This window comes from Streptomyces sp. NPDC002793, assembly GCF_040295485.1.
GTDB lineage: Bacteria > Actinomycetota > Actinomycetes > Streptomycetales > Streptomycetaceae > Streptomyces.
Genome location: NZ_JBEOVL010000052.1, coordinates 34,835 through 48,468, shown reverse-complemented (window position 1 = coordinate 48,468; position 13,634 = coordinate 34,835). Strand labels below are relative to the sequence as shown.

Here is a 13,634-nt window from a genome sequence, read left to right as displayed (position 1 = left end):
GCACCCCGCTACGACGTCGGCAAGACCGTCAAACGCGCCGAGACCCTCAAGGCCATCGGCAAGCCTGGAAGATCTTGGTAGATAAAGAACAAGCTGAGAACGGGCAGCAGATGTTCACGACTTCGGGATTCGGCATGGCGCGACGAGGATTCGAACGCTGAGTGAGCTTTCTCGTCGACGGGCACCTCGCCGCTGTATCCGAGTGGCAGCTGACCCGCCAACCCGGCGAACCTTCGTGGAGAGAACAGCTAGTCGGTGGGAAGGGTGTATGCGATCTCGGCGTTCAGCGTGAGGTAGTACGACACGTCGGAGGAACGGGCGTAGGAGCACACCAGACACGCACCGATGCCGGTGTCGGGGAAGTCCGCAGGGAACCCGAGTCGGAAGCTGGTGTATCCGCATACCCGGCATTCTTCGAGTTCGGTGCCTTCCCGGTCCGGGTTGTGCTTGGGGTGGTACGGCTCGGTGAGACCGGGGGCCCGTTCGGCGCGTGCGGCTGCTTCGTCGTCGCCGATGAACGCAAGGTATGTCTCTGCCCGCTCCTGTTCGTAGCGGTCTTCGACCTCGGCCTTAATCCACTGGCCATCGCTGTGGACTTCGGTCATCCGACCGAGGGCCGGGTGGCCGTCGAGAGCGAGGAGCGCGTCGATGTGGTGACGCTGCAGGTTGCCGCTCCCCCTGCCGTGGCGGGCAGCCTGGGTCTCATTGATGCCGTCGCAGAGAACTTCCGTATTGACGCAGATCTTCTCGGGGTTCTCGTGTCTGTCCGGCCACGCTATGAGGTAGGTGCCGTCCGGCTGTGCGTCTGCTTGCTTCGTGATGACCTTGAGCAGCTGGCGTGCGGACTTCACGTGGCCCTCCGAGCTCAGCTCTTGGCCAGGCCACTGCTGGGCGACGATGGCGGCGAGCCCGTTGCTGAGGGCCTGGTCGTAGGTCGCCTCGTGGCCGGGGACCTCAGGATCGGCGGCCAAGACGGCCGAACAGCGGGCGTATTGGTAGGCGCGGTTAGTCTGCATCAGACAATCATTGCGGCTGAGCGGCCAGCGCTGGGGGTTTCCGAGGTCTCGCCCTGAGGAACCGCACCGAGCACTGGTCACAGCACTAGCTCCCGCCAGACGTGCGCGATGGCGCGAAGCGCGGAGGCGCGGCGCCCATGGATGCTGAAGCCCGAGTGCCGCTGTCGCAATCGAACAGCGCCAGCCGGGGGTGCCTCCCGAAGTGGGGTTCTGGATCAATTTCTGTGGTCGATTACGTTGCGTGATCCTTCAGGGGCCAGCCAAGCTGCCCGCCAGCAGCGTCATCCTGGTGGTGTCGCACAATGAGCGGATGACGTATACCGAGGATGCGGCCACCGCACACGCCTGGGCGGCCCTGGGGGGCCGGAGCCAACTGGTTCAGAGCGTGTCCTTCGAGGGTGCGGGTGCTGTCCTGCCGTCGCGTCTGCCGGTGAGGGAACTGGCGCGGGCCAGCGTCGGAGTGGCCTCGCTGGCAGCGGCGGAACTGCTGGCGCTGCGCAACCGCGTGCCGGTGCCCGCAGTGCGGGTGAACGAGGCGGCGGTGGCCACCGCGTTCGTCAGCGAACGCCACCTGCGAATCGCCGGCCGGGCCCCGACGTCGTTCGCCCCGCTGTCCGGGTTCTGGCAGGCGGCCGACGGCTGGGTTCGCACCCACGCCAACTACCCGCACCACCGAGCCCGGCTGCTCAGCGCCCTGGATATCGCGGACACAGGAGGGGACCAGGTGCTGGTGGGTGTGCTCTCGAAGGAGCTGGCATCGCGACCGGCCGTGGAGGTCCAGGAGACCGTCTACGCGGCGGGCGGCCTGGCAGTGGCCGTGGCTTCCGCGCCCGCTGCGGCCGGACCCGCCCTGGTCGAGACGCGGCACGTGGGTCAGAGCAGCCCTCGACTGCTGGCGCCCGCATCCGTACCGGCCCAGGACGTGCGGGTCCTGGACCTAACCCGCGTCATCGCCGGCCCCGTCGCCACACGCACACTGGCGCTGCTGGGCGCCGACGTGCTGCGCGTGGACGCCCCCCAACTCCCCGAGGACCCAGATACTCACACCGACACCGGCATGGGCAAACGCTCCACGTTGCTGGACCTCAGCAGCCCCGGTGACCGGCACGCCTTCGAGGACCTTCTCAGCCAGGCGGACGTCGTAGTGACCGGCTACCGCCCCGGCGCCCTGGACCGGCACGGACTGACCCCAGACGTGCTCATGGACCGGTACCCCGGTCTCATCGTGGCCCAACTGTGTGCCTGGGAGTGGTCCGGCCCCTGGGCCGAGCGCCGCGGCTTCGACAGCCTGGTCCAAGCCGGTACCGGTATCGCCGCAATCGAGGCCACGGCCGACGGCCGCCCCGGTGTGCTGCCCGCACAGGCGCTGGACCACGGAACCGGGTACCTGCTCGCCGCCGCCGTCCTACGTGCACTAAGCGACCGCCAGACCACTGGCGGCGGGCGGCATCTTCGCCTCTCCCTGGCAGGAACGGCCTCCTGGCTGCTGCACGATATCCACCCCACCTCCGGGCAGGGCGAAGCCGACCTCTACGACCCCAGATCCTGGCTCACCGAGACCGAATCGCCCTACGGTCTGCTGCGTCATGCTCTGGCCCCGGTCCACTACGACGGCGCACCCGCGAACTGGGACCGTGCCCCGACCCAGTGGGGTACCGATCTGCCGAACTGGGCCTGAACGGGAGCAAGAGGCACGGCCGAGCCGTTGTGGCTTTTGGTCTCACCTTGGCTGGACCCCCTTCACGCCAGGAGGACCCGTTTCCGGAGGAGTGAGAAGCCAGCTCGGCCGTACATCTGACGCTTGATCATTTTGATCCGGTTGACATGGCCTTCAACGATCCCCGAGTTCCAGGGCAGGGTGAGACCCGCGATGACGGCGTCGAGATCACGTTCGAGGCCGTTGACGAAGGTGTGCATGCTGGGCAAGTCGTCGGTTCGGACCGCCGCCATCCATTCGCGGAGTCGACCACCCTGGAGCTGAGTGAGCATCTGGGCGAAGGCACGAACATGCCTGGTCAAAGCGTCCAGTTCAGGGCAGTGCACCAAAACAGACTTGAGTTTGAGCCGTTCAGTCTCCGGGAGGGCATCCGGGTGGGTGAGGATCCACCTGTTGACCGTCCGAGGTGTGGGTGGGCGTGTGTCCGTCGGCGTGGGTCCACGGAAGGAGCGAAGATGTGCGCGCACGGTTCCGTATCCGCCGGCGTATCCATGCTCCTTGATCTCCTCCCAGAGGGTCCACGCGTTCGTGCATCCCTCGGCCCACCGTTCGTGCAGGTACGGCTTGAAGTCGTCGAGTTTCGTAGGCCGGTTCTGCCACTGCCCATGAAAGAGGTCCTCTGGGGCAGCGGCGTCGGCGAGGCGTTTGACCGTCCGGTGAGTCATGTGGAGCTGGCGGCCGATGCCTCGCCTGCTGTGGCCCTCGGCCAGCAGCGCGTGCACGATTGCGTGCTTCTCACGAGTGCGGTCGGCGAACCGGTGCCCCGAAGGCCACGGTGACGTCGTCGACCCATCGGCTGACTGATGAGCCTTGGCGGACTCCTGGCGTGGCAGAGTGAACGGTACCCGCAGGCAGGCCCGATGCCGCGACACGCACCGCTCGGCGGCCTCGCCGAGGTTGTGCCAGAGGTGAAATCGGTCGGCGACCTGAAGGGCGGTCGGTGCCCCGGTTCTGGCGCCTTCGGCGAAGAACGGGGCACGGTCGCGGCAGATCACCTCGATCCCAGGGCGTTCGCTGAGCCAGGCTGCGAGCGTCGCCGATTCACGGTTCGGCAGCAGGTCCACCGGCCGGCCGGTCTCGACATCGACGAGCACGGTCCCGTACACCCGGCCTTTTCGCATCGCGTATTCGTCGACGCCAAGCACGCGCGGAGTCCGTGGTCGCGGGTCCGGAAGGGCCTCGACCAGCCGCAGAACCGTGCTGCGGCTGACCGAGATCCCGAAGACATCCGCGATGCGGGCGCCAGCCCGGCCGGCGAGCGCCAGGCCCACCTCGGCCAGGGCCGATCTCAGCCGTTCGGTCCACCGGCTGTGCCGACGCGTCAGCCCCGGGACCTGTTCGGCGAACGTCCGCCGGCCGCACGAAGCAGCCACGCAGATGAAGCGACGAACACGCAGGCACAGCACCACACGGCGCCCCACGCTCGGCAGATCAGCAGGAAACCGCAGATAGGAACCATGCACCCGGGTCGACCAAGCTCCACAGCCCGGACACACAGCTCCAGTGGCCCGGCATCTGACCCCAATACGAATCACCTCGTCGTCTTCATTCACCGACACCACGGCAACCTCTGGAGCCGACAGGAACAGCAACTCCTCCAAGCGGAGCAGAACCTCGTTCACAGCCGAGAACTGTCAGCCACGGCAGCAATCCCCACGGCTGTTTTCGGGCGACCTCCTGAGAGCCGCCATCAAGATCAACCGTCACGCAGAGTGGGCGCACCACAGAAAATGATCCAGAACCCGAAGTGGTGAACATCTGCTGTCGGTTCTCGCGTGAACAAAGCCAGTCTTATCGACGCGCTGGCGGCAGTAGGAGAGTGCGCCCTGATCAGCGCCGCCGGATCAGAAGCACCGTGGTGCTCACCACCAGGCCGGCGAACGTCGCAATGCCCAGTGCCGTCCCGACCGGCTCCTTGAGCACGGGATAGGCGTGGACGAGGAACGCTCCGAAGGCACACGCCATCAGCACGACCGCTAAAGCGATCACCACCATCGGCGCCACCCACGACTGGCGCTCCGCGCGCTCGGGTGCCGGGACAGGTGTACCGCCGGGCGGCTGCGGGTTCTGCGGAGCAGTGGTCATCAAGGCCCCCTTCGGGGTGGGTGTAATCGCGGTGACTGGTTACGCACGCAACTCCGCTGGGGTGCGGGGTGGCGGATGCCAGGCGGCTAGCTGGCTGAAGGGGCCATCGGCCATGCCATGCCGTCGTGCCGGAAGGAGAGGGCGGAGCGGCGTTTCCGCGAAGTGGAGACGCCGCTCCTGGTTCCCCTTGCCTAACGGGCAAGCGCTTCGGGCAGGTGGTTGCCGGCTACGAAGTGCTTGACCAGGTCCTGGTCGACAGGTGCAGCGTGGGCCGGCTGCCAGGTCGAGGGGGCAGCAGACAGGCGCAGGGGCTCGGGCAGGTGCTGGCCGGCGGTGTAGCCGAGGTACCGGGAGTAGGCGCACCAGGCGCGTGCGGAGGTGAGGGGGCCGGTGGCTGCGTGGTAGACGGCCAGGACGTGGGCGGAGAGCGCGTGATCGGCGCCGGCGGCGTAGCCCCACCAGTAAAGGGCGCTGTCTTTCCGGTCGAGGATGTAGAGGAGACAGGCGAAGGCGCAGGCGCCGGTGGCGTCGTAGTCGTGGTCGAAGGCCTCCATGAGTGCGGTGACGTCGTCCGCGCCCAGGACTGTCTCGCACAGGCGCCGGACGTGGTCGAGGGAGGCGGCGGGCCGGTCGGCGGGATCGGAGTTGGTGAAGGGAGTCGGGCGCCGTCGGGGGCCTCGTCTTGTCGCGGGGCGGGTGGATCGGTGGGGCTGTGCGTCGAAGGAGGGGGGCGCTGCGGCGGAGTCGGCGGGGCCGGTCTGGACCCGCTGTGGGCGGGTGGGTGTCTGGTCGATGCGTGCGAGGAGCCGGCGCATGAAGTCGTCGGTGTCGTGGGTGCTGAGCATGTCGTGCAGTACCTGCGCTTCGGCGTGCAGGGTTTCTTCGAGCATCAGGAATCTCCTCCCTTCCCCGGTTCGGGGAGATCCATGAGGGCGTGCAGGGCTTTGAGTCCGAGCGAGATGTTGGCCTTGGCGGCGTTGGGGGTGATGCCGAGACGTTCGGCGATCTCCGCGGAGTCCTTTCCCTCGAGGTAGCGCAGCCTGACGCACTCGGCCTGCTTGGGCGCGCGTTCCTCGAGGATGGCCCGGGCCTGGTCGAGTGGTTCGTACCCGCGCAGTTCCAGCAGGTCGTCGGCTGTGGGTGTGCGGGGCAGTCCGGATCCCGCTACGGGGATCTCGCGGTCGGCCAGGCGGGCCCGGCGCCGGTAGTAGTCGATGGCGCAGGTGCGCACCATCGTCATCGCGAGAGCCAGTGGGTTGGCGTGGGCTTCGATGACGGTCCACTTGGTGTGTATCTTCACCGCCGCGATCTGGACGACCTCGTCGGCGTCGTGCAGGTTGCGCAGGCGGCCCATGGCTACGCGCATGAACTCGCCCTTGTGTTCGCGGATGAACTCCTGGAAGTCCATCTGTTTCCGGAAGGGCTCCGGGATCTCGCTGGGCTCGGCGAGCTCGTGGCTCTCGTAAGGGCCGTTCACCGGGCCCCCTCGAGCAGTGGGCGGGTGTTCGGCATGGTGCGCGCAGTGCTGCGAAACGCGCGAGCCTGCGAGGCGATGCGGACGGCACAGGAACCAGAGGTCCCGTGGTCTGCGACGGTCAACCGGTAGACGCCGGCGTCTACCGGCGCGTACCAGGCCCTGATAAGCCTCACGGACTCCTCCTCTTCTTCAGGTGGACCCGGCGCGCGTCGTTGCGCTCCTGGGGTGTGTTTCACCCCCTACACCGTTCGGGTGACCGTCCTGAGTTAAGCGTGAGATGCACGTTCCATCATTCAGTGTGACCGTTCGATTACTTTTAGGCACTTGACCTGCGGCTATCAAAAATTCGGTGACGCAGATCACACCTTGCTTGCGCATGAATACGCAACACTTCCCTGACATGCACACTCCGCATTCCCGCCCAGGTCGAACCGTCTGCGAGTGGACCCCGGAGACCGTTCCGCTGCCGGCAGCAGAACGCGTGGGTGGTCTCCCCAACGCAGCCCTGCACCGCACGCCTGGCATGGAGGATGGTCGCGGGCTCTGCACAAGCCGCCGCCTGCCACCGGGTGGTTGCGCTACGAGAAGGCATGGGATGGGTGGGATGGGCTGTCTGGGATGGGAGCAGTGGGCTGCGCTGGGAACCTCCCCCGCTCAGCTACCAGATGACTGAGGGTGGAAGCTGACCCGGCCTTCAGGGCGGGGGTTCGAATTCGAAGAGGACACCGTCGACTGCGCCGCCGTCCTGCGCGATGGACGAACGGTTGTCCTTCAGGAAGCACCGGGGGTTGACCTACGCCGCCGCAAGTGGCCCTGGCACCGTGCGGCGCCGTCGCACTCGAGGACCTCTCCCCCGACCTCGCACACCGGCTCCTTGGCCCCGTGCGTCTCGCACTCGGCGACGTGCACGACTGGCCGGTACCCGCGTGGGCCGACACCTTGTAACAACACGCACGATGCACGCAAGACCAGTCCGGCACCCGGCGGGCAGGTGAGGACGTGGCCCGCCCGCCCTTGTTAGTTCTGTGGGTCCAGGGGACGCCAACAACAGAACGTCTTGTTCAGGCGGCCCAGCCGATGGAGGAGACGTTGCTGTACGCGTCGTACTCGGAGCCGATGTCTTCGATGATCTGATCCCAGATCGCGTCGAGCTCGGCCAGGTCTTCCTCGAGCCAGGCGTCGACGGCGCGGTCCCATACGCCGCGGACGTTGATGCTGCGGCTGGCCACATCGCGCTGGTGCCTGCGCTCGACCCCGGACTGGTCGACCGGGTTGATCTCCACCCGGGTCCCGCGGCCCTCGTTGTTCAGGCGGTGCTTGAGGTCGGTGGCCACGTTGCGGCGCCGCAGATCCCAGTACGCCGCGTCCAGACGGGACCGGTTCGCCTTGTTCGGGGTGCGCTCCTCCGCGAGCCAGGCCATCAGGGTGCGCGGGGAAACGTGGATACCGGCACGGTCCATAGCCTCGTATCCGGCATCGGTCTTGGTGAGGTAGCGCAGGCGGGCGGAAAGCCCGCGGTCGCTGTCCACCGGGGAGGCGATGCCGGTGACCATGTTCTCGATCGCCGCACCCAACGCGTCGGCACCCGGCACCCCGTGGGCGTTGAACATGCCGAGATCCATCCAACGACCCGCCATCAGCTGGTCACCTTGCCGACGGTGTACTCGCCGGACGCCTTCGCGTCACCGTGCTTGATCTTCATCTGTGCCACGCCTCGCCCCTCAGGGAAGACCTGCCGCCAGTCACCGGTGAGGTGGAGTTCATCGGTGCCCATCATCGCAACGACATCGAGACCGGCCTGGCTGGCCTTGTACGCCTTGCCCCACAGGTTCGCGTACGCCTGCGAGTGGATGATGTGCATCCAGTCCGGGCGGACCATCTCGCGGTTGTGGATCGACTCCCCCATGGTGCTGATGAACTTCGAGTACATGGCTTTGACGTACTCCAGCGTCAGCGTGTCCCGGTTCTCGATCGCCTCATCGCGGGCGGCGGAGAGCAGCTTGCGCAGCGCGTCCAGGAAGTTCTCCGTCGCCCCGGACGTCCACGACTCGTGGATGACCGGAGCATCCGTCAGGCCGTACTTCGGGCCGGCCAGGCGCTGGAGGAGGCGCAGGGTGCTGTTGGTGACCCAGAGGGCGCCGGGCTCGTCGCGGTCGCCGATCGGGTCCGGCAGATGCGCGTGCGTCCACTCGGCGGGGGTGATCAGGTGGACCCCGGAGCGCTTCGGCTCGACACCATCACTGCCGGTGCTGTGCTCCAGCTTCCCGATCGGCAGCCAGCACTTAAGCGCCGACAAATAGGCGGCGTTGACGTCCAGGGCGGTGACCTTGATGTCGCCGGGGGCCCGCAGGGAGTAGCCGGGGTGGTGGAAGCGGGGTCGGGCCTCCCAGATCTGGTCCGGGTCCTTCTTGGAGGGCTTCTTCAGGATGTCGGGCAGCGCCGGGTAGGCGGTGTAGTCGTAACGGGCGGTCGCCCGGGTCTCGTTGAACAGGTGCATCACGTCAGGAATCGCCCGCTTGATCAGCGCCTTCAAGGCCGCTTCCTCGTCCCCGCCGGCCCGCTCCGCTTCCTCCTGGACGGCGCGGCTGATGAGGAGATTGGTGTCGGCCTGGGCGCGGGCGGCGCTGCGGGCGCGGCGCTCCGGCCGGTTGTACATGGGCGACGGGGTCGGTGAGACGGGGGCGAGTGCCGCCGGAGCGGCAGCCGGTGCGGGCGCCGCCGTCGGGCTGGCGGCGGCGGGCGCGGTCTGCGGGGCGGCGGGGCCGGCGGGCTGGCACAGGGCGCCGGAGTGCAGCGGGCGGCCGTCCGTCGACTGGTAGGTCGTCTCGACACCGCAGCGGATGCAGGGGCCGGGGTCGCCCTCGATGGCCCGCCCGTTCGGGCCGCGCAGCGTCTCCGGGGCCGCGACAAACGCGGGCGGAACCGGGGCAGCTTCCGGGGCCGGATCCGCGGTGGTTTCGGTTGCGGCTGCGGGTGCGGAGGTGGCCGGGTAGATCTCGGCGAGGCCCTTGAGCAGCTTCAGGTACGGCAGGCGCCCGGGCGGGGTCGGATCCGAGTGCCCGGTCTCCCAGTTGGCAACCGTGGTGCGCCCGACACCGACCGCTGCGGCGACCTGGGCGCGGGACAGGTTCGCGGCCTCGCGCAGACGCTGACGCTCGGACGGAGGCGGGATCGAGGCGTTCAGCCGGGCTTCCTCAAGCAGCGCTTCCACGCTGTTCTCTTGACTCATGCCGCGACCCTAGCGCACTTGGGCGATTTCCGGCGTCAGATTGGGCGTTCAGTGTACATGTATTGTGCGTGTGCGCTACGGTCGTCATCGGCACAACGGGACAGGGGAACGGGAGGCAACGCCTCTCTGCCGCCCGGGCGCGGGCGCTTGGGATGTCGTGGATTCTTGGGGAGTGAGGGAGTGGGCATGCAGAGTGTTATCTCGCTTCGGCCGCATCAGGTCGAAGCCGTGGACGCGATCATCGAGGGCCTCTCGCTCCCCGTGGACGGCTCCGTGCCGGCGCAGGGGCGGCGCGGTCAGGTCCACATGTCCACCGGTTCAGGCAAGACGATCACGGCGGCCGTGGCCGCGCTGCGCATGGTCCCCCGGGGCATGGTTGGCGTCCTGGTCCCGACCCTCGATCTCCTGACCCAGACCGTGGAAGCCTGGCGGGCGGTCGGGCATAAGGCCCCGGCGGTCGCGGTGTGCAGTCTCGGGACCGATCCGCTGCTGGACGCCCTCGATGTGCGGTGCACGACCAACCCCACTCAACTCGCCCTGTGGACCGCTCAGGCCGGTCCCATGCTCGTGTTCGCGACGTACGCGAGCCTGTCCCCGTAGGGCCTCATCGACGACCAGGACGACGAGGAGAACTGCGCGGCTCCGGGAGTGCTGGAACGCGCGCTGCGCGGTTCCTACGGGCAGCAGATGCATCCGTTCGACCTCCTGGTGGTCGATGAGGCACACCGCACCTCCGGCGACCTGGGGAAGGCGTGGGCGTCCGTCCACGACCAGGCGCGCATCCCTGCCGAGCGGCGCCTCTACATGACGGCCACCCCCCGACTCTGGGAAGCAACGCCCGGGAGTGCCGGCGCGGACGAGACCGGCGGGCGCCTGGCCGCCTCCATGGACGACGTCGATCTGTACGGGCCGGTGCTGTTCGAGTTCGGGCTGATGGAAAGTGTCGAGCGCGGCGTCCTCGCGCGGTTCGAGATCGACGTCCTGGAGATCCGCGACCCGCAGGCACCCGGGCCGGACGCGTCGCCGGAGGAGCGGCGAGGCCGGCGCCTCGCCGCGCTCCAGGAGGCGCTGCTCAAGCACGCGGACGAGTCGGGGGTGCGGTCGTTCATGACGTTCCACGCCCGAACCCTGGACGCCATGGCCTTTGCCCGCGCGCTGCCGGAGACGGCGGCCGAGCTCCACGCGACCGACCCTGTCACCTATCCGGGGCGGGGCGGCGCGGAATGGCTGTGCGGCGAACACCCCGCCACACACCGCAGGGCCGGGCTGGACCGGTTCGCGGACGGCATCGACGAAGACGGCTGGATCACCGACCTCGGTGTCCTCTCCAGCTGCCGAGTACTCGGCGAAGGCATCGACATCCGAGGGAAGCGCGGGGTCGGAGCCGTGGTGTTCGCCGACACCCGCAGCTCGCCAGTAGAGATCGTGCAGATCATCGGCCGGGGCCTGCGCCAGAACCCCGGAGAGGGCAAGGTCAGCCGCATCATCGTGCCCGTCTTCCTGGAGGCGGGCGAGGACCCCTCCGACATGATGGCGTCGGCCAGCTACCGCAGCTTTGTCTCTGTCCTCCAAGGGCTCCGGGCACATGATGCCCGGGTCATCGAGCGCATGGCGCTGAGCACCACGACCGCCCGGGGACAGGCCACGTCCGTGGTCGCACTCGATCCCCTCCGCGAGGAAGGCGACCACGACGATGTCCAGGACGACGCCGACCACTACATCGAGGCCGCGGCGGCCGGCACCGAGGGCGGCACGGACGAGGAGACGGCCAAGGCCACCGCCCAGGAGGGCACGGACGACGACGCGACCGAGGAGGAACACCCAGGCGCCAACGTGCCGTTGCTCCGGTCCTCCCTCCCCCGGGACCCCGGAGAGGTCGCACTGTTCCTGCGCACCCGAGTCCTGCACCCCGACTCCGAGATCTGGCTCACCGGGTACAACGCCCTGCGCCACTGGGTACGCGAGCGCGGCGACGCCCAGTTGCCGCTGGACGCGTCCGCGGAGCTCGGCGAGGACCGCATCACGTATGCGCTGGGCGCATGGGTCAGCGAACAGCGCCGCGCCTTCCGGCTCGGCACGCTCAAGGCGTGGCGAGCCGAGCTGCTGAACGAGGTGGGCATGGTGTGGTCGGTCGCAGACGCCGGATTCTGGCGCAACCTCACCGCGGCCCGCACCTACCACTCGGTCCACGGCACACTCGCCGCCCCGAAAGACGCGATAGTGGAGGGGGTGGCGGTCGGTCAGTGGCTGGCCAACCTCCGCAAGGCCGGCGGGCTCGGCAAGGACGAGGTCCGGGCCGGGGAGCGGCGGGCGGCGCTGGAGGCCATCGACCCCGAGTGGAACTCGGACTGGTCGGTGGACTGGCAGCGGCACTACTCCACCGCGCGAGCCCTGCTCTTCGAGGAACAGGGGCTGACCGAGGTGCTGCCGGGGGTCCTCGTCCACGGATGCGACGTCGGCGCATGGATCAACCGCCAGCGCGAACACGCAGTGTGGGAGGGGCTGCTGCCCGAGCAGCGGCAGCGGCTGGAACTTCTCGGACTGGCACCCCTGCCCGCTGCCCCGAGCCCACATCGAAACCGTGGTCGTCGACGGCGAGGAGCACCCCGTGAAGTTGGGGGTATTTCTGACGAATTCCAAAACCCGCAGGGCCAAGCTCGCCGCTGACAAACTCGCTGTCCTCGCCGCCCTCGGACTCGACTGGGCAGCCTGACCACACGACGACGGCGCACGCACCGGAGAATCCGGGCGTGCGCATACGTACGTGGCCGCGTAGGTCGAGGACGGCGCGGCGAGTTCAGAGCCAGGCTCTCAGCTAAGCTCAGCGCGGACGACGAGGCGCAGCGGCCGGCGTCGCAGCCGGAGTAGAACCGCCGCCGCCTGGTCGTCGGTCTCGTCGCCGGTCCGGAGCCCCTGCGACGGGCCGAGAAGAAGGGCCAGCGCAGCGCCGCCCGGTTCCCCGAGACCACGCCCAACACCAGCCCACACCCACCCACCCCCACACAGCAGGACAGGCCAGGTAGAAGAGGGGAAGTCTGAGCACTCACCGCCGGAAAACCAGGGCTTGACCTGCTGTTATGCGAGGCGAGGGCGGAGTCATCGCGCCCGATAGTGCAGGGGATAGGGGAGCCGATAGTGCAGGGGAAAGTGGAGCGGATAGTGCAGGGGATAGTGCGCCCCGCCCGGTGCCTGGTCGCTGCGGCGCCCATCGGCCGCCGCAGTCCCCCGTGAGGCCAGCGCAGTGGCGCCCCGTCTTCCCCGAGACCACGCCCGCCCACCGCCACCACACCCACCACCCCGGAGCCAGGCAGTCAGGTAGACCCCGCGCCGGCCGCGCATGGTCCTCGCTGCGCCCCCCCTGCGGCCGCTGGACCCTTCACCGGCCAGCGCGCTGCGCAGCCGACCGCACCGGACTGCATGCTGCGGCATCGAGGACCAGGAGGAACCGCAGCCCGGCACACGCCGCGGCTTCTGTGTGCCAGAGTGTCCGGGCCCGGAGCGGGAGGCCGGTGTCTGGCACCGGCGACGGAGCACTCATGAGAACCATCTGACCCTCTGTCACCACCTTCCGCATCTCGGGGGAACCTCACTCCGGCCACCGAGCGGGGATGCCGTTTGGGCGCAGACTCACGCAGGTCGATTGCATCTGCGTGTGGGTCCGAAGTGCTGCACACCCATCCCCGTAAGAACTGCGGGCAGACGTACCCGCCATGCCACGCCTACGATCATCTGACCGTCGCTTCGCTAGGCGATGTGTCAGGACGGGACGAGCGGTGTACGTGGCCGAAGTGCTGGTAGAGCGGGTCTGGTTCTGCGAGCGAGTACAGATCCCGCTGCGGCAGGAAGTGACGGTGCTGATCGGGGAGAACAACGCGGGTAAGTCGAGTGTGATCGATGCGCTCCGGCTAATTACGGATCCCTTGGACGGGCGCCGGATGCGGTATTTCGAGGAAGCCGACGTGCTCACGGCTGCGGTTGGCGGCCCGGCTTTGCATCCGTGCTCCCGGTCCTCCTCGGCGTCTCAGAAGCGGCGGATGGGGCCCTGACCAGACATGGTGTGTGGCGGGCCGAACTCACCGCCGGGTGCAGAAACTCACCACGGAGGTCGTG

12 protein-coding genes are annotated in these 13,634 nt (G+C 68.4%); 5 read left to right on the top strand and 7 right to left on the bottom strand.

The features are described 5' to 3' along the window. Nucleotides 1-248: 248 nt before the first annotated feature. The gene (locus ABT001_RS31730; protein WP_351284723.1) at nt 249-1,016 is read right to left on the bottom strand and encodes a hypothetical protein; all 768 of its coding nucleotides are present in this window, start codon (nt 1,014-1,016) and stop codon (nt 249-251) included. Between the two features lie 460 nt (nt 1,017-1,476). Here ABT001_RS31730 and ABT001_RS31725 point away from each other — a divergent pair, with 460 nt between their 5' ends. Continuing rightward, nucleotides 1,477-2,694: a CoA transferase gene (locus ABT001_RS31725; RefSeq protein WP_351284728.1), complete on the top strand. Its 1,218-nt coding sequence runs from the start codon at nt 1,477-1,479 to the stop codon at nt 2,692-2,694. Between the two features lie 62 nt (nt 2,695-2,756). Here ABT001_RS31725 and ABT001_RS31720 read toward each other — a convergent pair whose 3' ends face one another. The 4 genes from ABT001_RS31720 to ABT001_RS31705 form a co-directional block, all read right to left on the bottom strand. Further along, nucleotides 2,757-4,355 (bottom strand): ISL3 family transposase, encoded by a 1,599-nt coding sequence (locus ABT001_RS31720; protein ID WP_351284721.1) that lies wholly within the window; start codon nt 4,353-4,355, stop codon nt 2,757-2,759. 208 nt (nt 4,356-4,563) lie between these two features. Beyond that, complete coding sequence (locus ABT001_RS31715; protein ID WP_351284719.1) at nt 4,564-4,818, bottom strand: hypothetical protein; 255 nt, start codon at nt 4,816-4,818, stop codon at nt 4,564-4,566. Nucleotides 4,819-5,009: 191 nt separating this feature from the next. Further along, nucleotides 5,010-5,708 (bottom strand): hypothetical protein, encoded by a 699-nt coding sequence (locus ABT001_RS31710; protein ID WP_351284718.1) that lies wholly within the window; start codon nt 5,706-5,708, stop codon nt 5,010-5,012. Beyond that, nucleotides 5,708-6,295, bottom strand: a complete 588-nt coding sequence (locus tag ABT001_RS31705; protein WP_351284716.1) for an RNA polymerase sigma factor — start codon at nt 6,293-6,295, stop codon at nt 5,708-5,710. The genes ABT001_RS31710 and ABT001_RS31705 overlap by 1 nt, the downstream gene beginning before the upstream one ends. Nucleotides 6,296-7,102: 807 nt before the next feature. Between ABT001_RS31705 and ABT001_RS31700 the strand changes: the two genes are divergently transcribed. Further along, nucleotides 7,103-7,240, top strand: coding sequence for a hypothetical protein (locus ABT001_RS31700; protein WP_351284715.1), 138 nt, complete (start codon nt 7,103-7,105; stop codon nt 7,238-7,240). Between the two features lie 116 nt (nt 7,241-7,356). Here ABT001_RS31700 and ABT001_RS31695 read toward each other — a convergent pair whose 3' ends face one another. Both ABT001_RS31695 and ABT001_RS31690 read right to left on the bottom strand, forming a co-directional pair. Next, on the bottom strand, nt 7,357-7,932 hold the full coding sequence (locus ABT001_RS31695; RefSeq protein ID WP_351284714.1) for a transcriptional regulator: 576 nt from the start codon (nt 7,930-7,932) through the stop codon (nt 7,357-7,359). Next, complete coding sequence (locus ABT001_RS31690) at nt 7,932-9,524, bottom strand: helix-turn-helix transcriptional regulator (RefSeq protein ID WP_351284713.1); 1,593 nt, start codon at nt 9,522-9,524, stop codon at nt 7,932-7,934. The genes ABT001_RS31695 and ABT001_RS31690 overlap by 1 nt, the downstream gene beginning before the upstream one ends. 186 nt (nt 9,525-9,710) lie before the next feature. Between ABT001_RS31690 and ABT001_RS31685 the strand changes: the two genes are divergently transcribed. From ABT001_RS31685 to ABT001_RS31675, 3 genes are all read left to right on the top strand, one after another. Next, a complete protein-coding gene (locus ABT001_RS31685) occupies nt 9,711-10,124 on the top strand; it encodes a DEAD/DEAH box helicase family protein (RefSeq protein WP_351284712.1) in 414 nt (137 codons plus the stop codon). A 48-nt stretch (nt 10,125-10,172) separates the two neighbouring features. Continuing rightward, complete coding sequence (locus ABT001_RS31680; protein ID WP_351284710.1) at nt 10,173-12,191, top strand: helicase associated domain-containing protein; 2,019 nt, start codon at nt 10,173-10,175, stop codon at nt 12,189-12,191. 1,112 nt (nt 12,192-13,303) lie between these two features. After that, nucleotides 13,304-13,570, top strand: a complete 267-nt coding sequence (locus ABT001_RS31675) for an AAA family ATPase (RefSeq protein ID WP_351284708.1) — start codon at nt 13,304-13,306, stop codon at nt 13,568-13,570. Nucleotides 13,571-13,634: the final 64 nt, after the last annotated feature.